This is a genomic window from Bacillus thuringiensis (genome assembly GCF_001595725.1).
GTDB lineage: Bacteria > Bacillota > Bacilli > Bacillales > Bacillaceae_G > Bacillus_A > Bacillus_A thuringiensis_K.
In genome coordinates this window covers 586,128-606,969 of the sequence record NZ_CP014283.1, presented here as the reverse complement: position 1 = coordinate 606,969, position 20,842 = coordinate 586,128, and the positions used below count along the sequence as shown (strand labels likewise).

Here is a 20,842-nt window from a genome sequence, read left to right as displayed (position 1 = left end):
ATAGACATTACAGTATTGGCAGTGAGCTATTGATCATTATAAGCATTAAGAGAGAAGGGATTAAAAGTCTAACATCGAATAACAGTTCCGGAATATAGTGTTGCGAAATGATCTCCCATATCCCAAACGGTACTTGCCTGTATATAGCCCTTAAAGCCTTCTGAAGAATAATAAATCTCTTTTGGTATACTTTCTTTAGTTTGGAAATGTGCTTTAGAGTACTTTACATAATGATTTTTAATAACTTTTGATTCGGGAACAATAGTGTTTTTTTGTTCCAATGCTGGCCTAGCACTAGAAGGTGGTATGAATTTTACATTGTCTTGGTAATTAGGATCTAAGGTGTCAGCTTGTACACTGTGCGACGAAACAAAGGTACTTAAACTACTTCCCGCGATTAAAGTTGCAAATGCTAACTTTGAGAATTTTGTTAATCTACTCATTCTATAATCTCCTTTTTATTATTTTGTAAGGTATCTCCTTACACCTCACAGTCTATATCCACTACAAAAGGGTGTACATACATATTGATAGACAAAATTCTACAAAATACCCCATGTTTTAGGGGTTGTGTATAATAATCCAATGTTTAATAATTTATCAGAAGTAAAAAAATAGGTGTTATATAAAAGAAAATGAATAATTTATGCAGGGAATGTATATATAATTATTGTTTAAATATTCTAAAATGAGTTGATAAAGATGTGGAATTGTTTTTTAGAAAATAATTGATTGTTGTCGAATGTACTTATAATTTAACGTATTTCCCGAAAGAATTCTCCTTCCTCAAGCGTGTGAAGAACATAGCACGACGATAGGTGAGAGATGAATTTTGGTTTGGTGGAGCCAAAAGGCTTTGCTTTTTATTTTTCCAATGTTGATATGTATTTATTGTAGCTAGGTACATAGAGCTAAAAATAAGATATTCTTGTGAACTCAAAAAGCCAAAATTCCTTAACTTAGGAATTTTGGCTTTGACGTTATATCATGGAATTGCAATTGGAATGGCATCTGGCATATCTACTGCACCAGAGTTATAATTTCTTCAGCTCTTTAAATTAGAAACTGGTACTTGATTTGCGTAGTTAAATTATTGCCTTTTAAAAGAACGGAAAGAGTTTTTTCGAGTTAGCACCTTTTACATGATAAATATTGAAGAGGGAAAACCCACTTAGAAAGACTTTTAAGCAGAAAAATAGACTAGTCTATTTTAATTTCTAATGGTCCCAGTATCTTTTATTTTGACGTGCGTCTTTACATTTATTTTAGCCTCTGCTAACGCTTGCAACCAATCTCCTTTTACTTTTTTCCATTCTTTATATTGAAAAGCTCTAGCATATAGGGATAATCCGATTGGATCAATTTTATTCTGCTGTATTTCATTTAATATATTTTGTAAATTATTATTAATTTCTTTTTGAATAGCACTTTTTAAATGATATATATTTTTTTTATTATCATAGTACCCCTTAATTAAATTCGGATTGGTTTTTTCTATTAAAGCTACATTAGCATATATATCGAGATTAAATACAAACTTTCCGTTTTGAAAAGTAACATCTACCTTCCTTGTCGCGTTCTGTACGAAGATAGAAGTATTTGTTTTTTTGTTGGAATTTTTAGGAGGCAGTGCAAGGTGTATTATCATTCGCCCGTTACTTTTTGACTTATTTAAAAGATTGAAAAATTTAACATCTTTTTTAGGGATATAAGTTAAATATTTCCCTTTTCGATTTAAAAATGCAATTCCTACTGTGTCGATTTCATTCTTTGTTTTTTTGATAATTGGAACAGTTTGCGTCATTCCATCTTCATTTTGTTCTCTCATTAATTGCTGAATTGTAGAAGAGACGGATTGGTTATTTTGAATTGAGGATTCGATTACACCATTTATATAAGATGATAGTGATGGTTTACTAGGCTTATAAATTTTAAAAATTTCTTCTGCAGGCCCATCTACAAGTACTACTTTAGCATTAATGGTAGCGTAAGGATCACGGTAAGAAGAATCAAGCTCCTGTAACCAATTTGCTTCTTGCGCTAATTTTTTCCCAATTAAAATGATTTCAGCTTTGGAAGCTGTCATAAAGCCCGTTAACTTCGTATCTATCTTACTGAATCCAGTATATACAGTTGATGCTTTTGTCCAATGTTCTATAGTACTTTTTTGCTGCTTATGATGAAAGAGTGGTATACTTGTTCCAACTTTTATGTCTCCATTAGCGGTTCTATCCAAGCCAATTAACAGGATTAATGAAACCTTCTCAAGAGGAATTCTTTGACTACAACCAATTATATATACACAACAAATTAAAACCCATATCCATTTTCGAATCAAAGTTGTTTCCTCCTAGTAACCCAAGTAAAAAGAATACTGTAAACGAAAAAAATAATTGGTAATAGAATATAGAAAATGACATTTAAGATATCCATAAGAGAATATATAAACAAATATTGATCCACATCGGGATTTAGGAAAATAAATAGACCAACTATAAATAACATAAAAGCAAGTAGCGCCCAATTACGGACGTTTTTTTGAAGTGAAATGGTCACAGATTCAAAACTGAAAAATAAATACGGATATATTGTAGTGGAAAATACAATCAAGTAGTAAGCGATATATATAATTTCTAATCTTTCCATGAAAGAAAAACGAACCCCTTTTAACAGATGAAATACTGGCCAGATTACGTCTTTTATCCCCTCTGGACTAAAGTATATATAAGAAAGAATAGTCACATATAGATAGAAAAGCATAGTTCCAGTATTCGCTATTAGTAGCCCTTTTATGGCTTTTTGTTTTTTTTGTAAGAACGGGTATATATAATATGCAATTTCTAAGCCAGCATAAGGTGTAATGGTTTCTTTTGTTGCCTTTATAATAGGGTATAATCCATCTTTAAAAATAGGTAGTAGGTGTAAAGGGTTGTAGTTAGTCTTTAGTGAAAAAAGAAGAAATAGTGGCATCCAAGTAGTGAAGAAGAAAACAAGCATAGAATAACTAGTAAGAGCCCTTAACCCACTCAGGACTAAAATAATAAAAGGTAATAGTAATAATATAGTGATTTGATAAGCAGGAGTGGAAGGAAATATCCACACTTTTACAATATCAGTTGCCTTTAATAAAGTATTAAATCCAGCAAAAAATAGATAAGAGGCATATGCAAGAAAAAGAATTGTTCCTATCCATTTACCAAAGTATGTTTTTAAGATTTGTGAGAAATTTTTGTTGGGATTTTTTTGTAAAATTAATATAATAATTACACCGATTATAGAAGTAACTATCCATCCGAGAATGATCGAAATCCAGCCATCTGTACCAGCAGTAGTAGCAAGTGGGCTTGGCATAATTAACATACCAGATGCAAGTTGCAGCGAATGGATGAAAATAATAAATTCGAATAAAGTTATATTTTTGAATTTAAGATTCCCCATGCGGACCACCTTCTTTTTTCTTTTCTTGTTTCGGCTGTCCAGTACTCGAGCGGGTGGTAATCATCGAAATAGGAAACCTTACAAAAGAATCTTTTAACTCTTGAAGCCGAAATGGCGCGATTGGCAATCCGTATGGTGAACCATAGGAAGTCAGTGAAACAAAATGAGCAAATAAGAGCATCAATCCACTAACAATACCTACAACCCCATAAAAGTATGCCAATAACATCATTGGAAAACGAATAAGGCGTATAGAACTTGATAAATCATAATTAGAAACAATAAATGATGCAATGGCTGTAATAGATACGATAATAACCATAACGTTACTCACAAGTCCAGCTTGAACAGCCGCCTGTCCAATTACAATCCCTCCAACAATACCAATAGTTTGTCCAATAGGTTGTGGTAAGCGAATACCAGCTTCACGTAGCATTTCCAGTGTAATTTCCATTATAAAAGCTTCCAATAAGGGAGAGAAGGGGACCTTAACTCTTGACGTTGCAATAGAAGTGTATAAATCTATAGGAATGATCTCAAAGTGAAAGGATACTATAGCAATATAAAATGCGGGTAAAAAAATAGCTATAATAAATCCTGCAAATCGTAATAAGCGAAAAAAAGATGCAATGAGCCAATGAATATTATAGTCATCTGGGGTTTGAAAAAATCCAATCAAATTCATAGGAACAACCATAGCACCAGGGGATCTATCCATTAACACTGCTACTTTCCCATCAAGTATATGATTTGAAATGGCGTCTGGACGTTCGCTTAAATAAGCCTGTGGAAAAGGAGTCCAATTTTGATCTTTTGTATAATTAGATAGCTCTCCAATACTTAATACCGCATCTGTTTTGATTTTGCAGATTCTAGTTTCTATTTCTTGGACTACATCTGCGTTTGCTACATCACCTAAGTAAATTAAATAGACTAAAGAAGTAGCTCGTTCTCCAATCGTCAGCTTTTTGATTTTTAACTCTGTAGAAGGAATATATCGACGAATTAGGCCTATATTTTTTGTGACATTCTCAATAAAACCATCATGTGAGCCTTTAATAGTAACTTCTGAAATTGGTTCTTGAATGGCTCTCTCTGCCCAGCCTTTTGTATTTATTAGAAGTGACCGATTTTCTCCTTCCATAAATAGTACACATTGACCCTCAAGTAATCCTTCTTTAATTTCATTCCATGTATATACGATTTTTGTATGAGTAGCAATAATATTAGAATTAAAAATTTGACTGTCTTCATTTACTTCTTGTAATAATGGTGTAACAACATTGGCTTTTAATGCAACACCATCTGTAAGGCCTTCAAAATAATAAAGCAAAATATTCGTGTTTGTTTTTAATTGTAAAGGATGTTCAATCAAATCTGCACTAATATCAAAGATATTATCTAGTGTATTTTTAAGTTGTTTTAGGTTATTTGTTTCGATCTTTTCAATGGTTTTATATGTCTTAGTTTCTAAGGTCTCTTCATTTAAGGACAAAATTGACACCTCTTTAATATATAACGATTAGTTGTATTTATTATTTTTATAAGATGGAATTTTATTCACAAATTCAAACAAATTGGGAACGGAAATTAATAATTGAGAGCAAAAAAGTAGAGGTGATTTGTGGGGGAATCTAAGTATCAAGATAGAATTGAAATTTGAATGATTATAACAAAAAAGAACCCTTGATAGGCTCTTTTTCATAGTTGATAAATATATTGTCAACAATAGATGGCGTTTAAGGTAGTAATTTAGATGTCTTTAAGTTCATCAGCTGAATTTTGTAGGAAGAATTCTTTTTTCATATCTTAATGCTCAATTAAAAAGACATTATATTTATTTGGGTGTTCTAGTGTAATTAAAGTTTGCGCGCTAACAAATTTTGTTTAGGGACAAAATGTTTTTCTGAATTAACAGAAAAATATATACGCAAAATTCCTATTAGTTATTTTGGTAGGTATCAAATATTGCTTTGGCCTTATTTTCTTGAGATTACCGTACGTTTATATGTTTCTAAGGGAAAGAAATACTTTCATTTTTATGACCATCTATTGTTTGATTAAGATGGTAACACGAAATAGAAGCGTTTACAACCAGAAAATAAAGAAAAAATATTAAAATTAGACTTTTTTCGACAATTATTTTATGTTTATATTTCATTTTATTATAGGAAAAGGCGGGGGAAAGCGGACCTTTTCCTATAATATGTTTTGTTGAAATTAGAAATAACTAAAAAAGTAATATTATCTTAAAATTAAAATGAAATTCAATGATAAGGTTATAATTGAATTTTTAAACCTCATGTGTATTGAAAGTATGGTCAAATCTTAATCCACGTTGCGTTTCTTCCTTTTGTAACTAGCTTAATATGGCCAAACACTTGCAAGGAATTTAAAGCCTTACTGATTGTACTTTCTGCAATGTCTGGATAAGTGTTACGAATACTTTCCTTAGTAAAAGGTTGTTTTTGTTTAAGTATAAAATCCTGAATTCTCTCAACTTTAGTATGTTTACATATAGAATCTAGAACTGTGTTATGTAGATCTTTGTGAGCCTCTAATATAATTGTTAAAAACGTTTTTAACCAAAAGCTATTATTATGTTCCTCGCAGTACCAATTCACCGAAGATTTATAAATCGAATTGTAATAATCAGATTCGTTTTTCTTAATATATTTATCCAAACATACATATTTTACAAATGTATGTCCACTCTTAATTAACAGCAATTGCATTAACATAAATGCCAGCCTGTTATTACCTTGATTGAAAGGGACTATGCAATAAAAATTTAATATAAAACGAGCTATTAATAAAAGTGAATGTAGCCCCTTACTAGTATTTAATGAGTTGTATTGATCACATAATTGCTCCATAAACCGTGGGATAAGTTCATGCGGAAGAATGCGGTAACTATTCAAGTGCATTCCATGTTCTGGAACTCCTGGAATAATAAAAGATTTTTCACGCCATTTGGCACTGTCAGAGGTAATATAATGTATTAGTTGAAAATGTAATTCCTGTATAGTTGCTGGATTAATTAATAAAGTACAGGAGTTTTTATGTACAAAAGAAAGTGTTTGATAATAGCAGAAAATAGCATCTTCAGAAATATTTTGAGGTACTATATCATCTAAAATAAGTTCTTTTAATCTTTTATTAGGAACTTTTATATCCTCATAAATAGTTGTGAAATTTTTTATGTAATGTAGTGGTATAGTTTTTTCTAAACTATTAAATATGTCAGGGTTTTGTTCCTGATAAGCAGCTAATTTTCCTTTGAATTCGCTAATTTCACTTATTAAATTTATTAACCTCCTTTTTAATTCAATATTTTTATACTTATCATCAAAAAAGTCTCTCATTTTTGTTCCTCCTGTAACCCCTTAACACGTTGTTGCATATATCTTTCCATTCTAAAGGTATGCTACGACATTATTGTAAAATAAAGACATTATAGGTCTGATTTTGAATATATATATCAGAATCTATATTTTTATTTAACAATTAAAATATGGAATTTATAAAGAAGAATCGTTAGGATTCAATTTTAATAGGCATAATCCTAACATTAAATGTACAAATGTACAATAAAAAAATAAAAAAATAAAAAAATAAAACTATCGACTCTTTTGAAATATTATCTAAAAGAGTTTTAAGAAATTGCAGGTATAGGTGTGCCTTAGTTTAGGAGTAAATAATAAAGTGGTAATAGAGTTTTCATAGGCAATTAAAAAGTATATCGACTATTAATTTGTGACAATTACGTACCTAATCTATCATTTGCTTTTATGAGAATTCTAAAATTAAATCCTAACGAGCTGAATTTTCTATATTTAGAATAAATATTAGGAGAGGCGTGCTGATGAAATGTATCATTTTATATAGAATTATGTAACGTTTAACGCTCGTATTGTAAAATATTTTGACATACGTTAATTTAAATATTAGGTACAGGAACATTTAATAAAAACTCAGTACTAAAGTACCCTTTAAACGTTTCTCAAGCACACTGAAGTTTATCCTTTGTTTCTGTGCCTTATTAGATAAAAATAATATAATAAATTTTTAGAATATGATAATAAAAATAGGTTTTCAAATCTTTCTTACATTAACAATCTCTTGATGATCTGTTTAAAGTAAGAAAATGTAGGGTAGACAATGGTATTAATAAAGAAAATAGAACAGTTAAGCTAGATAACTTGAGTCATTTTATAAGTAATTAAGCGTTAGATTGAATTAGTAAGAATATTATATGTGTTTGCTAAATGGCTTGTTTTAATTGGTCTGTTACTATTAATTTGTGAATTTTAATATTTAAAAGCTAGTCAACATATAGGTTATATTAGTTATGTGGGTTTTAACCTCAAGTGTATATGTTAAAGGACTTGTGAGTGGTATAAAAGAAGTGAAAGTCTGGAAGAAACGGATATAATTGGTTTCTTCCAGACTTTTTTTGCTTTTTTGTAATATAAAAAATTTATTTTTCCTACATGATTTAATTATCTGTTTTAATATTTGAATTTTTTGTGAAATTAAACGGAGTTTTTATTCTTCTTTAAATACATAATGTTACAAAATAGCGTAATTGTATTTACTTTATTTTTATAGGAGATTAAAAATAATAATAAATGTACCAATTTATGAGAGATATTAATATATTAATTGGCGATTTGTTCGTTTATCCCTATATTGCTATTATATTAGCGAGAACAATATATTGGGGGGACAAGAATGAATTTGAAATTAACATCTAAATTGGAAAGATTAAGAAAAAGTAAAAAAGGAATTGGTGCTTGTGTTCTGGCTGCAGGGGTAACGGCTATTACTATGATTCCTCAAAGTGCTTATGCACATGGATTTGTTGAAAAGCCAAGTAGCCGTGCTGCTTTATGTAGTCAGAATTATGGAGCATTGAATTTAAATTGTGGAAATATAATGTACGAACCTCAAAGCCTAGAAGCACCTAAAGGATTCCCAGATGGGGGACCGATTGATGGAAAAATCGCTTCGGCAGGAGGACTGTTTGGAGGAATTCTTGACCAACAAACATCAAATCGCTGGTTCAAAAACACGATTAAGGGTGGAGCAAATACCTTTACATGGAAATATACAGCTGCACATCCTACAAGTAAATGGCATTATTACATTACAAAAAAGGGATGGGATCCTAATAAACCATTAACACGTGCTGAATTAGAACCAATTGGAACTGTGAAACATGATGGTTCTGCCGCATCAAATAATTTAACACATACAATTAATGTACCAACTGATCGCAATGGTTATCATGTTATTTTAGCTGTATGGGATGTAGAAGATACGTCAAATGCGTTTTATAATGTAATTGATGTAAATCTAGTAAATAATGAAACTCCCGATACAGTAGCTCCAAGTCAACCAACTGAATTAAATGCTTCTAAAGTTTCTGCCAATAGTGTTGAAATAACATGGAAGGCCTCTACTGATAATATAGGTGTAAAAGAATATCAAGTGTTACGTAATGGCGAACTAATTGATACGGTACCAGGTACAACTTTTATTGATAAAAAAATAAAAGCAGATACGGAATATACCTATACAATAAAGGCATTAGACTCTGCTGGAAACATATCAAAAGAAAGTGAAAAACTAAAGGTTAAGACAACACATGCAATCCCAGATATAGAGGCTCCAACTCAACCAAAAGGATTACATAGTATGGGTACAACAGCGACAACTGTTGATTTGATGTGGAGTCCGTCTGAAGATAATGTAAGTGTTGACCATTATATTGTATATAGAGAAAGCGCTGGGGTTATGAATAAAATTGGGACAGCGGCTAATACATCCTTTATGGATAAAGATTTGAAGGCTAATACATCGTATAAATATGTAGTGACGGCGGTTGATTTAGCTGGAAATGAATCTAGTAGAAGTGATGTTTTGAATGTAACAACAAAGTCAGAGGATTCCACATATGAAAAATGGGATGCAAGAAAAGCATATACTAAAGGCGATAGAGTAGTACATGAGGGAAAAGTGTATGAAGCAGTTCAAGATCATCAAGGAAATGGCGACTCAAATTGGATTTTTGCCTTATCGCTTTGGAAGCCAGTTTTGAATAAGTGACAGGTGGGAAAAGGTAGTTAACATTTTTGGGTTTTCTTTTAAAAATTAAGGGCTGTTCCAAATATGAATTATCTTATGATTTAAATGATAAATCAATAAGATTTAAACCCCATCCTAATGTTTACGAAATGAAATTAAAAAAGAATCCCAATGGAATTTCATTGGGATTCTTTTTTCTAATTTGTAATAGCGTATATTTTCACTGTGAATTTGTTAGTGGCACCCATTGGACTTGCAATATAATATTTAGTATTTGTGTAAGCTTCAGTCCTAGATCCATGTGAAATGTTTTTCCAACGAGTAGAATCTATTCCTAGGGAAACATCAATCATTACATTGAAAGAGATAGTAGAAGGGTAATCTTTTTCTGAAGGCTCAATAACCCATTTTAATTCTTTGGTACCTACAGGTAAACTATCAATTTTAAAGTTTTGACTGGATCGATTTTGTTGCCCGGATAAAGGACTAGAATCAGATGGTATCTGCGAAATTAATATTTCTTTTTCATTAGAATGTATACCATTTAATTTAATGATACTATCAATTAAACCTGGACCAGGAAAATCAGCTGCGATGATACCAGAATGTTTAATTATGCCTTGTTGTAAGAGTTCGGTCCCAAGTGTATTCATTCCCCCATAGTATACTTGTCCGTTTCTATCGCGAGGGAAATCACTCCATGCATTTGTGGAATTCGTTTGAATCAATTTAGGACTACTATCAGTATTTCTGCTCTCTTTTCCGCTTGCAACAAACCAAGGATATACATTATTTAAAAATGCTGCTGCGCCTCCCGTACCACTAAAATGGTTGAGATGAATTTTTCCATTATTAAAATTAGTATTTGCATTTTGTAGATGGGTTTTTATCGCAATCCATTTTGCATATACTTCGTCTGGTCCGCTTCCAATTTCAAATTTATCTTGTATATCCAAACCTTCGTAATCAATACCTTGCAATTGAGTGGATGTAAAGTTTTGTAAGATTACAATTTTCCCGCGGGTATCTCCTAAAGCAGGGTTATGTCTATCTGAAGTTGGTACGGAATTAGGATTCCAAAAATATGAAGCATTAACGTTTTTATATTTTAAAAATATCTCCTCAAATGATTGAGATCCACTTTCAGGAGTAGTTTCTTCTTTTAGGCGCATTAATATTGTTTCTGTTGGATGATCTTTTAAAAATTGAATTGTCTCTTTTAATACATCTTCAAACACAGCTTTTTGATTTACAATGCCATGATACATTGCAAAAGAATCTTTTACACGTTTAACACGCATATCTACATATCGGATTCCAGAATTTAATTGTTGGGATAGACTCATAGTTTGATTTCTTGTCAAATTTTCATCAAGAAAGCTTGCTCCATGTAAAGCCATTGTACCGTGAGTCCCTGGAATAGATATTTCACTTAATTTTGTAGAATCTTCTATTTTCGACATCCACGCTGGATTTTGATATCCTATATTGGATTCATAGGAATAACCTGAATGACTATCAGCTAAAATAGTAGATGGTGTACTTAAATTTGCTAGTGTAATACAAGTGAGGATGCTAATTTTAATGAAATTTCTCATTTTTATTTTCTTCATTTTATCTCTCCTGACCTTTAAACAATTGCTAGATGATTTTTTCCTATATTTATTGTTTTTCATTCTTAAGATAATAAATTTTTGTATTTAAAAATAGGGGGAGTAAGTTATTTGAGACTTTAATAATTTGTTTTAAAGAATTGTACCTAATAGCCAAACGGATTCTTGAAAAATCGAAGTATAGCCTCCAAAAAACAACTGTTTATCGTATTGTATAAAAACAAAACAGAAGCCTAAAATAGACTTCTATTTTGTGACATATAATGAATGATAAGGTGGTAAACAAATCAAGATAATGTGACTGAGTGGTAAAAAATTATTAATAGCTTTTTTAGAATCTCTTATAACAAGGCTAATTACGAAAAGTGGATCTCTACAATGCTAATAAAAATTGGGAAATCCTACTCATTAAAACTTAGACTAACTACAGTTGCAATTGATTGGGCTGCATGTTCCCAGCTTCCATCTATAACTTTACCAATCTGCTGACCAAGTGTATTTAAATCATTTGGATTAACTGGAATTCCATTATACGCAGCAAGAATTGATAAAAGTGGAGCAGCAAATGGTGTCCAACCACCTCTATCAATACTAAATACAGGTTTATCTAGTACCTTTCCATCTTGTACGGTAAACTCATAATAAAATTGATCATCTGGACGAAAACTTAAATGATGAGAAATTTGCCCCTTAACATATTTTTTTCCTGCACCTAGACTTACTACTTCTATTTCTTTCACATTAAATTCATGCTCAAATACTTTGATTTTTTTGACTTCTGGACCGTTTAAGGCAGCTTGAACGGCTGTTTCCAAATTGTTTTGTGCAAAAGGTTGAATACTCATTTGTGCCTCGTTTTGTTGAATAGGAACCTCTTTTTCTGCAGCAAACACCGAAGTAGTAGGTAGTGCACCTGTAGCTAATATAGCTGCAAGAGCTGTTGTCATAATGCTTTTTCTTTTCATCTTCATAGTTTTCCTTCCTCTCTTAAAGTTATGATATATAATCTTTTAAAGATTGACACGGTACAATTTTTTCATAATGTACGTAAAAATCAGTTTAAGAATAATGTGAAATCGTGTCAGAAAATTAAAGTTAATTATATATGTATTTAAGATGATATCTATCTACACATATTTTTTCAATTTTTAGATAAATGTAATGGTAATGACTTCTTAAGAATCAATTTAGCACTTTGTTTATCAAGAAAAGTCCTATAAATACGTTTAGTTCATAGAAAAAGTAATATATTTGATATTAAATGTCTTACATAATGCGGTAAAACTTCACAATTTTTTATCATTATATACAGAAAAAAGTAACGGAACATAAGTGATGTGTAATACTTGTCGTACACAATATGATAGGGACATTAACGCAAGTATCAATCTAAAGAATGAAGCGATAAGGTCTCTAACCGTAAGGAATTCTTCACTTCTAAACGGTGTAGTTCAATTGTGATGTACTTCACACCATCAATTCATTAATAACTTTACAATTAGAATATCAATTGATGGGAGGGTTAATTGTGATTAATCGTGATTTTAATGAAAACCCGTTTATTGTGATATGGGAGTTAACAAGAGCATGTCAATTAAAATGTCTACATTGTCGTGCAGAAGCACAATATCATCGTCATCCTCTAGAGCTAACATTTGAAGAAGGAAAAAAACTAATTGATGATATATATGAAATGGACAATCCAATGCTTGTATTTACAGGTGGAGATCCATTAATGCATCCGGATGTATATGATATAGCAGAATACGCAGTGAAAAAAGGTATTCGAGTATCCATGACGCCAAGTGCTACTCCAAACATTACAAAAGAAACAATTCAAAAAGCAAAAGCAGTAGGACTTGCTAGATGGGCATTTAGTTTAGATGGACCAACAGCTGAAATACATGACCATTTTAGGGGGACAGAAGGTTCATTTAAAATAACGATGAATGCGGTTCGTTATTTGCATGAATTAAAACTTCCAATTCAAATTAACACTGTTATTTCTAATTATAATGTGGATGTACTTGAAGAAATGGCAATGTTAATAGAAGAATTAGATTGTGTACTCTGGAGTATATTTTTCTTAGTTCCAATAGGGCGTGGTAAGGAAAAAGATATGATTTCACCAGCCCAACATGAAAAAGTATTTCATTGGCTATATCAACTTAGTAAAAAGGTTTCTTATGATATTAAAACAACAGCTGGTCAACATTATAGACGTGTTGTTATTCAAGAAAAAATGAAAGGAAATAAAAAAACAAATCAGGTTATTCAATATCAGGATGTATTAATGAATGGGAGGACGGGACAAATTAATGGCCTTGGGCGTGCTCCAAAGGGGGTGAATGATGGAAACGGTTTTGTATTTATTTCACATATTGGAGATGTATATCCTAGTGGGCTATTGCCAATTAAGGCTGGGAGTATTAGAGCAACACCAATAGCTGAAATTGATCGAAATTCCCATGTTTTTCAAGACCTTCGTAATCCGGACAGATATAAAGGAAAGTGTGGTGTTTGCGAGTTTCGATATGTTTGTGGGGGATCTCGTTCTAGAGCATATGCGATGACAGGAGATTATATGGAAAGTGAACCTTTCTGTGTATACATTCCAAAAGCGTTACGAAAACAGAAAAAGAGTGTATAAAAAAGGGAAATGAGTAAAGCTATGCTCATTTCCCTTTTTTAGGTTTTATAATTATATTAGAAACAAGATTGATTAAATTAAATCCAAAATATCTTTTGGTGTATTTAATGGATAATCAGCTTTTTCAAAAACAGCTGACGTATTATCCGCGGTTACCTAAATAATTTCACTTAATGGAATACGAAACTTTGGTAATTTCCATATAATGAGTAAATCTTTTTTTGATTTTAATATCAATACCTAGCATGATATTAAAACCTTACCATATTTAAATTACATTTCCCTTATCTAATTATATAAAGTCATATATTGGGGACGAACTATTTGAACTCCTAAATTTGAATTACAGGTTACAAAGTATTCTTCGAAAAAGAAGATAAAGATAGCTTTGAGAGCAGAAAGAAACTGTAATTAGAGTAAGAAAAGGTAAAGACTATTATTGAAAAATATATAGTTTTAGTATTTAAAATAAAATATGGAAGTAACATAGTGGACTTACGCATATAGTAATATTGCTGGTAAAATTAACAAAATTTTCATTTAAATCAGATAAAGCAACGGTGTTTTTAACTTATAATAATGTTACTACGATGAAAATACGGCTACTAATTAGTTAATTTAAAAATCAATTTTAGATAGGAAGAGGAAAATGAAGACCAGAGATAGTTATAAAATTATTGTAATTGGTGCTGGGACTGCAGGACTATCTTCTACTGCACATTTATTACGAAATGTATCCCTATTTAAAGAAAGTATAGCGATTATTGATCCATCAAAAAAACATTACTTTCAACCACTATGGAGTTTAGTGGGGGGTGGAATTGTTTCAAAGGAAAGTACGGTGCGTGATCAAGAATCATTTATTCCTAAAGGCGCAACGTGGATTCCGAAAAGTGTTGTTAAGTTATTTCCGGAAGAAAATAAGATACTTTTAGATGATGGAATGCTGCTTGAGTATGAAATTCTTATTGTAGCAGCTGGTATACAAATAAATTGGGAAGGTATTAAAGGTTTAAAAGAGTCTATTGGGACTAATGGGGTTTGTAGCAATTATTCTTATACATATGTTGATTCTACTTGGAGAGAAATCGAAAAATTCAAAGGAGGAAATGCGATTTTTACCCACCCCAATACTCCTATTAAATGCGGTGGCGCTCCACAAAAAATTATGTATTTAGCAGAAGAGTATTTTTGTAAAATTGGTGTAAGAAACAGAAGTGAAGTAATGTTTTATTCTGCAAACACTAACATCTTTCAGGTTCCACGATATGCAAATACTTTAGAACAAGTACTAGAAAGAAAGCAAATTATAACGAACTATAATAAAAACTTAGTAGAAATTATTGCTGAAAAGAGAGAGGCAATTTTTGAAGATATGCAAACCATGAAAAGAGAAATAGTACCATATAGTATGATACATGTTGTTCCACCAATGGGACCACCTGACTTTATTAAAGAAAGTGAGATAAGTGATCATCAGGGCTGGGTAGATATAAGCCCTTATACTTTGCAGCATGTACAGTATAAGAATATTTTTGGACTTGGAGATTGTACTAATTTACCTACCTCTAAAACTGGAGCGGCGATTCGAAAACAAATACCTGTCTTAAAACAAAATATTATGGACGTACTTAACGGAAGAGACTTGCAGGCTAAATATGATGGATATACATCATGTCCGATTGTTACAGGATATAAAAGTCTTATACTCGCTGAATTTAACTATGAACACGAGCCACAAGAAACGTTTCCATTTAATCAAGCGAAAGAACGGTATAGTATGTTTTTACTTAAAAGATATATGTTGCCATATATGTATTGGAATTTAATGTTGAAAGGGATTATGTAAGGAAAGATAGAGAGTAGTTGTAAAAATTGAAAAGTAATTCGAAATAAGTATTCGGAGGGAATAGTTATGCTTTTAAAATATTTTTATGATGAAAAATTAGCTCATGCTTCCTATTTAGTTGGTTGTCAGAAAGAAGGCGTAGCAATTGTTATTGATCCTAGTCGCTATATAGAACAATATATAGAATTTGCTAAGAAAGAGGGGATGGAAGTAATTGCTGCGGCTGAGACTCATATTCATGCTGATTTTCTTTCTGGGTCTAGAGAACTTTCTAATCTCTATCATGCAAATTTATATGTATCTGATGAAGGAGATTTTGATTGGAAATATCAATATCTTAATGAAGGTCGATACCAATTAGTAAGTGAAGGTACAGAGTTTAAAGTAGGTCATATAAAATTTAATGTAATTCACACCCCAGGGCATACGCCTGAAAGTATCTCTTTTTTAGTAACTGATACAAGTCAAAATAATTTTACGAATGATAAACCGATAGGAATTTTCACAGGTGACTTTATATTTGTAGGAGATATAGGAAGGCCTGATTTATTAGAAACAGCTGTTGGTATAAAAGATACTGCACAAATAGGAGCGAAACAATTATTTGATTCTATACAAAAAGTAAAAATACTCCCTGATTATTTGCAAATATGGCCATCACATGGTGCGGGAAGCGCATGTGGAAAAGCATTAGGAGCAATTCCAACTTCTACATTAGGTTATGAAAAGATGTTCAATTGGGCATTTCAGTGTAATGAAGAAAGTGATTTTATATCGACTTTATTGACGGGACAGCCAGAGCCTCCAAAGTATTTTTCATTAATGAAGCATTTAAATAAGTATGGCCCTCCAATTCGTAAGAAGAGAAAGATTACTACTATTAATACAGTAGAAGAGCTTCAAGAAGTTATGAGGAGTGTTCAGCAAATAGTTGATATAAGGGATGTAGAGAGTTTTGCTTTTGGTCACATTGAGAAATCAATTAACATACCGTATAACAATTCTTTCACAACTTGGTGTGGATGGTTACTAGATTATAAAACAGAGACTTTAATAATTCTAGATGAGGAAAAGGTTAAAATAGAGGAAGTCATTAGGGACTTTGAATCTATCGGGCTAGATAATATTGTTGCTTTTGTACCTTTAAAAGTAATAAAAAAATTTGATATATTAGAAAGTTACAAGGAAAATACATCAATTGAATTATATCGGCATATAAAAGATAGAAGTGTTAAGGTTATCGATGTGCGTAGTAAAAAAGAGTGGGAGGAAGGACACCTTCATGATGCAATACATATTACGTTAGGTAATCTATTTGAGAAGATAGATTCTATACCGAAAGATTGTCCAATAGTTTTACAATGTCGAACTGGTTTGCGTTCCGCTATAGCAGCTAGCATTTTACAAAAAGCTGGTATAAAGGAAGTAGTTAATTTAAAAGGTGGATTTCTCGAGTGGAAAAAGTTTGGATTACCATACGAGAATTAATTTTTATCTAGTAATTCATTAAATTAGATATTTATCTTATTAATAAATCGCTTATGTTATTACAATTATAATAAACATTGGGTAATAACACCAGTCTTGTAGTATATTGTATATCGTATTAATATTTATATATTCTTGTTAAATATTATAAGATTGGGTGGCGATATCGATGAAAACAATTAAATGTATGACATGTATGTCTATTTTATTATTAATTTTCACATTGTTTTTACCAAAAAATTTAGTATTCGCAGAAGAGATGGATAAGGTTTGGGATCCAGAGAAAGGGATTATTTCTGGTTATATCTGGTTCGATGAAAATGAGGATGGTTGGATTGATCCCCAGGAACAAACAATTGCACCAGAAATAGGTGAAATAAAGTTATATTTAATTAATGAAAATGAAAAAATAGTTGAGGAAAAAATAGTTTCTAGATTACAAAATGGGCAAGCTCATTACTATTTTGAGGTAGAAGAAGGCAAATATAAAATACGAGCTGAGTTTACTGAAAAGGGAAAATATCAGCTTACTAGGGATGGAAGAGATTCATTTTTCAATTCTACAACAAACGAAACAAGATATTATGAAATTATGAAGTCATATAATATAGATAGTATACAGTTGGGATATAAAAAAGCATCTTAAACCTATTCAAAGTAAGGGAAAAGCTAAAGGTGATAGTAAAGAGGGTGGATTTCAATTTTAAGAGGGGCAAGCGCCCCTCTTTTTTATGTAACGGATTTGTTGGTTGTATTATTTAATGAGATGTTATATGAAAAAAGTGGCGACGTTTATCTTTGATGATTTTTGCATCATTAGATTGTGAACAGTGCTTTAATGCTTTATTTTATATCGACACTGTAATGGAATTATGTACGACTACAGCACCGGAATATTGTGTTTTCCAGTTCTTTAAAATAGATACTTGTACTTTATTTTATCATTAGACTAATCTCACAGAATGAGAAAATGTAATATGCTCTTATTTGAGGAGGGTTCTTATTATTGGTAATTTCATGTACCGTATTTAAAACTAAATCCACTTGGGAAGAAGTGCAGCAGGACGAACTTCCTGCAAAAGTGAAAGAAAAACTTGCTGCGAAATAATAAAAAGGATTTGGCATTAAAGGTCAAATCCTTTTCTGTTTTCAAAATCTTCTTCTGAAGTGAATATGAATCTATATTTTTTTAATTGAGCTGTTATTACGCCGTAACTAGTTTGTTTATTTCCACTAATTACATAAGGTTTATCGTTGATACCTCTACATTTTTCTGCCTCTTTAGTAAGGCATCGAATAATCCTTACGAATAACATAGCTATTTCTGATAACTTACATGTAGAGGTATCACTCAATATAACAAAAATGTAATGTTAATAAAATGTAATTCCACCGATACTATTAATGAAATTATATAAAATGAAGGGGAGTTAAAGGTGCAAATAACAGCACAGATAAGGTTGAAGAAACGTACAAAAAGTTTACCTATATCAACCTTTAGCTAAATGATAAAAGCCCTGCAGGGGATGCAGGGCAAGACAAAGGGTATTGAAGAATTGTCGATTCTAAAAGTAAAGGACTTCTTGGAATGTTTTAAGTTTAACACATAAAATATTAAAACTTTATATAGAGATGTTACAGAAATATGAATATAAAAAACTCTGATAAATATTATGAAAAAGTTGATAATCTATAGAATCTATAAGGGATTATGTTTGCAATGATGTCTTTATAGAGATAATAGGGCAGGCTTTGTTTGTATTAATATTCGAGAATCTAGTAGAATTCCCCACCTAATAGGCAGGTTCCTGGGGATTACGAAGCGTGAAAGCATCAAAAAAAGCCCGTACAGAAGCACAGGCAGGTTGATACACATATCGGTAATTAAATATTAACAGAAAAACTTAGTAAGTACTATTGAAAAAATAAAAAACTGTATTATCCTTAAGATGGTTTGGAGAAAACACATATAATAATGCACTTATATTAAATGTTTCTGAATTTGGATTAAGAGGCATAACAGTATGGCGTGTAATGCAAAGCTAAGGATTGTTCTTAGGGCTGTGGAAAGTGGATAAGCAGGACTGCAGGGAATAACCTTATAAATAAAAAGCTCAACTCTCAAAAGGGTGAGAATTGAGCCTAAAGATGTAGCTACTATTTATACGCATTGCATTGTTACTAAACGCTAAGGAATAGTAATAAAAAGATGATCCCAATAAAACTGTATAAAAACAAAAAGAACCCTAATAGGGGTAAATCTTTATGAAAGTTGACCATGACAAACCTCCATCGATATATTGAATATTTTAATATTTTGTTAGCCTATTTAAAAAGAAAAACATAACTTGGTACATTGGATTAGAGGATATCTATATAAATAGGTAGAATTTAATTATTTGGTTTACATTTTAATCCAAGGGGTACAAATTCGATGCGACGTGAAAAGGATTTGTTGAAACAATGGAAGGCGGATTTGCAAGCTATTCAAGAAGAGAAAAGGCTGAAGACAAAGGCTAAGAAAAAGAATAAGAAATATAGTATTCCGGGTAAAACGGCTGATTTCATGGATGACAAGCATACTTATCGTAAAGCTAATGGGGTATGGAAACAAAGAAATAAATAATGTGATGATAAATTAGTTTGATCAAGCTTATAGCAATTATCGGAGGCACTACCGTGATCTGGGAGGCGTCTTTTTTGTTGTTAATATTACAAAAATCTTAGATTAAAAATTATACAACTACATTTTAACCCCGTCCTAAATTTAGAACGGGGTTAAAATGTTTGAGGTTTCAAATTTTACTCACTTTATTGTCTTTTTATAATATGTATCAACTCCTATTTTCCTGATGTTCTGTAGTCTTTCTTGATAATATCTCGCATGTTTAGGGTAAAAAATAGGAGGAAAACCAAGGCTATGATTCCATTAACCCAGTAGTATGTATGTCCTGCTGTGAATCCAGTGTAGAAAGAAAAGGCATTCCAAACTAAAAGGATTGTCGAACAGATAGTAGAGATCAATAATGAACCAAAACTCCTCATGATTGTCACCTCGATTCAAAATGTTAGTGGTCGTACAATTATACATCTAAATAAATGAATTTAGAAGGAGAGGATATAATAAAATAATATAAAGGAACCACTGTGAGGCGAGAGATATGGATAGGTAGCGAATCCGTTACTTTTTATTTTAAATAGAAAAAGGAATCTCGAAAGATCCCTTTTTCTAATTCCGATATATCTTAATCGCATATAAGTAAAGACATGAAATATTATATAACAATATAAAAATATAAACAATAAATATTTTAGTTAACATAAGGAGGAATTAAACAAATTACTTCCTACTAGTACAGAGAGTGGTGGGTGATCTTAGGAGAAGTCCGCAGCTTCATACGTCACTACAACAGTAGATAGTTTGTTTGAACATAGTAAAGAAGCGTCTATATATGGTTAACAATATTTTTGAGATAACACTAAAGAGTATAGAATAGCAGATATAACACTATTTTCAGCCAATAAACATATCTTACTGCTACTATTACATATAAGATACATAATTTTGAATTAGCAGAATGTCTTTTGGGGGAGACGCAAGTTGGGAATATTTATTTTTTAGACGAAGTAAAGAATCAATCTATAAGTCTAAGTGTTTTCAATCGCTTATTATGTTATGAAGAAAGGAATTGAATACATAGTTTTAGATCAAGA

General features: G+C 31.3%; 14 protein-coding genes. 6 read left to right on the top strand and 8 right to left on the bottom strand.

Going from position 1 to position 20,842, the window contains the following annotated elements:
* Nucleotides 1-68: 68 nt before the first annotated feature.
* The 5 genes from AXW78_RS28785 to AXW78_RS28765 all read right to left on the bottom strand — a co-directional run bounded on the left by AXW78_RS28785 (nucleotide 69) and on the right by AXW78_RS28765 (nucleotide 6,803).
* Entirely contained in the window at nucleotides 69-443 is a 375-nt protein-coding gene (locus tag AXW78_RS28785; protein ID WP_000088950.1) for a hypothetical protein, read from the bottom strand.
* A gap of 767 nt (nucleotides 444-1,210) precedes the next feature.
* Nucleotides 1,211-2,338, bottom strand: a complete 1,128-nt coding sequence (locus AXW78_RS28780; RefSeq protein WP_061884995.1) for a Ger(x)C family spore germination protein — start codon at nucleotides 2,336-2,338, stop codon at nucleotides 1,211-1,213.
* Nucleotides 2,335-3,438 carry a GerAB/ArcD/ProY family transporter gene (locus AXW78_RS28775; RefSeq protein WP_061884994.1) on the bottom strand — a complete coding sequence of 368 codons (1,104 nt, stop codon included), beginning with the start codon at nucleotides 3,436-3,438 and terminating at the stop codon, nucleotides 2,335-2,337. The genes AXW78_RS28780 and AXW78_RS28775 overlap by 4 nt, the downstream gene beginning before the upstream one ends.
* The gene (locus AXW78_RS28770; RefSeq protein WP_047387432.1) at nucleotides 3,425-4,933 is read right to left on the bottom strand and encodes a spore germination protein; all 1,509 of its coding nucleotides are present in this window, start codon (nucleotides 4,931-4,933) and stop codon (nucleotides 3,425-3,427) included. Before AXW78_RS28770 ends, AXW78_RS28775 begins: the two co-directional genes overlap by 14 nt.
* Before the next feature lie 826 nt (nucleotides 4,934-5,759).
* Nucleotides 5,760-6,803: a Fic family protein gene (locus tag AXW78_RS28765; protein ID WP_061884993.1), complete on the bottom strand. Its 1,044-nt coding sequence runs from the start codon at nucleotides 6,801-6,803 to the stop codon at nucleotides 5,760-5,762.
* Nucleotides 6,804-8,172: 1,369 nt separating this feature from the next.
* Between AXW78_RS28765 and AXW78_RS28760 the strand changes: the two genes are divergently transcribed.
* Nucleotides 8,173-9,549, top strand: coding sequence for a lytic polysaccharide monooxygenase (locus tag AXW78_RS28760; protein ID WP_061884992.1), 1,377 nt, complete (start codon nucleotides 8,173-8,175; stop codon nucleotides 9,547-9,549).
* Nucleotides 9,550-9,725: 176 nt separating this feature from the next.
* On the opposite strand, the gene AXW78_RS28755 is transcribed toward AXW78_RS28760, so the two are convergent.
* Together AXW78_RS28755 and AXW78_RS28750 are read right to left on the bottom strand one after the other, a co-directional pair.
* Entirely contained in the window at nucleotides 9,726-11,141 is a 1,416-nt protein-coding gene (locus tag AXW78_RS28755) for a phosphatidylinositol-specific phospholipase C (protein ID WP_000721439.1), read from the bottom strand.
* 401 nt (nucleotides 11,142-11,542) lie between these two features.
* Complete coding sequence (locus tag AXW78_RS28750; RefSeq protein ID WP_061884991.1) at nucleotides 11,543-12,112, bottom strand: hypothetical protein; 570 nt, start codon at nucleotides 12,110-12,112, stop codon at nucleotides 11,543-11,545.
* Between the two features lie 557 nt (nucleotides 12,113-12,669).
* Between AXW78_RS28750 and AXW78_RS28745 the strand changes: the two genes are divergently transcribed.
* The 5 genes from AXW78_RS28745 to AXW78_RS28725 all read left to right on the top strand — a co-directional run bounded on the left by AXW78_RS28745 (nucleotide 12,670) and on the right by AXW78_RS28725 (nucleotide 19,754).
* Nucleotides 12,670-13,791 (top strand): TIGR04053 family radical SAM/SPASM domain-containing protein, encoded by a 1,122-nt coding sequence (locus AXW78_RS28745; protein ID WP_061884990.1) that lies wholly within the window; start codon nucleotides 12,670-12,672, stop codon nucleotides 13,789-13,791.
* Nucleotides 13,792-14,440: 649 nt separating this feature from the next.
* Nucleotides 14,441-15,640, top strand: a complete 1,200-nt coding sequence (locus tag AXW78_RS28740; protein WP_000857320.1) for an FAD/NAD(P)-binding oxidoreductase — start codon at nucleotides 14,441-14,443, stop codon at nucleotides 15,638-15,640.
* A gap of 66 nt (nucleotides 15,641-15,706) precedes the next feature.
* On the top strand, nucleotides 15,707-17,128 hold the full coding sequence (locus tag AXW78_RS28735; RefSeq protein WP_061884989.1) for an MBL fold metallo-hydrolase: 1,422 nt from the start codon (nucleotides 15,707-15,709) through the stop codon (nucleotides 17,126-17,128).
* A 169-nt stretch (nucleotides 17,129-17,297) separates the two neighbouring features.
* Entirely contained in the window at nucleotides 17,298-17,774 is a 477-nt protein-coding gene (locus tag AXW78_RS28730) for an SdrD B-like domain-containing protein (protein WP_061884988.1), read from the top strand.
* 1,788 nt (nucleotides 17,775-19,562) lie between these two features.
* A complete protein-coding gene (locus AXW78_RS28725; RefSeq protein ID WP_061884987.1) occupies nucleotides 19,563-19,754 on the top strand; it encodes a hypothetical protein in 192 nt (63 codons plus the stop codon).
* A 215-nt stretch (nucleotides 19,755-19,969) separates the two neighbouring features.
* Here AXW78_RS28725 and AXW78_RS35080 read toward each other — a convergent pair whose 3' ends face one another.
* Nucleotides 19,970-20,173 (bottom strand): hypothetical protein, encoded by a 204-nt coding sequence (locus AXW78_RS35080; protein ID WP_074625306.1) that lies wholly within the window; start codon nucleotides 20,171-20,173, stop codon nucleotides 19,970-19,972.
* Between the last annotated feature and the right edge of the window lie 669 nt (nucleotides 20,174-20,842).

Bases quoted from the DNA above. Each gene is read 5' to 3' on its own strand.
- AXW78_RS28785 (WP_000088950.1), bottom strand. From the start codon at position 443: ATGAGTAGATTAACAAAATTCTCAAAGTTAGCATTTGCAACTTTAATC.
- AXW78_RS28775 (WP_061884994.1), bottom strand. From the start codon at position 3,438: ATGGGGAATCTTAAATTCAAAAATATAACTTTATTCGAATTTATTATT.
- AXW78_RS28765 (WP_061884993.1), bottom strand. From the start codon at position 6,803: ATGAGAGACTTTTTTGATGATAAGTATAAAAATATTGAATTAAAAAGG.
- AXW78_RS28760 (WP_061884992.1), top strand. From the start codon at position 8,173: ATGAATTTGAAATTAACATCTAAATTGGAAAGATTAAGAAAAAGTAAA.
- AXW78_RS28755 (WP_000721439.1), bottom strand. From the start codon at position 11,141: ATGAAGAAAATAAAAATGAGAAATTTCATTAAAATTAGCATCCTCACT.
- AXW78_RS28750 (WP_061884991.1), bottom strand. From the start codon at position 12,112: ATGAAGATGAAAAGAAAAAGCATTATGACAACAGCTCTTGCAGCTATA.
- AXW78_RS28740 (WP_000857320.1), top strand. From the start codon at position 14,441: ATGAAGACCAGAGATAGTTATAAAATTATTGTAATTGGTGCTGGGACT.
- AXW78_RS28735 (WP_061884989.1), top strand. From the start codon at position 15,707: ATGCTTTTAAAATATTTTTATGATGAAAAATTAGCTCATGCTTCCTAT.
- AXW78_RS28730 (WP_061884988.1), top strand. From the start codon at position 17,298: ATGAAAACAATTAAATGTATGACATGTATGTCTATTTTATTATTAATT.
- AXW78_RS28725 (WP_061884987.1), top strand. From the start codon at position 19,563: ATGCGACGTGAAAAGGATTTGTTGAAACAATGGAAGGCGGATTTGCAA.
- AXW78_RS35080 (WP_074625306.1), bottom strand. From the start codon at position 20,173: ATGAGGAGTTTTGGTTCATTATTGATCTCTACTATCTGTTCGACAATC.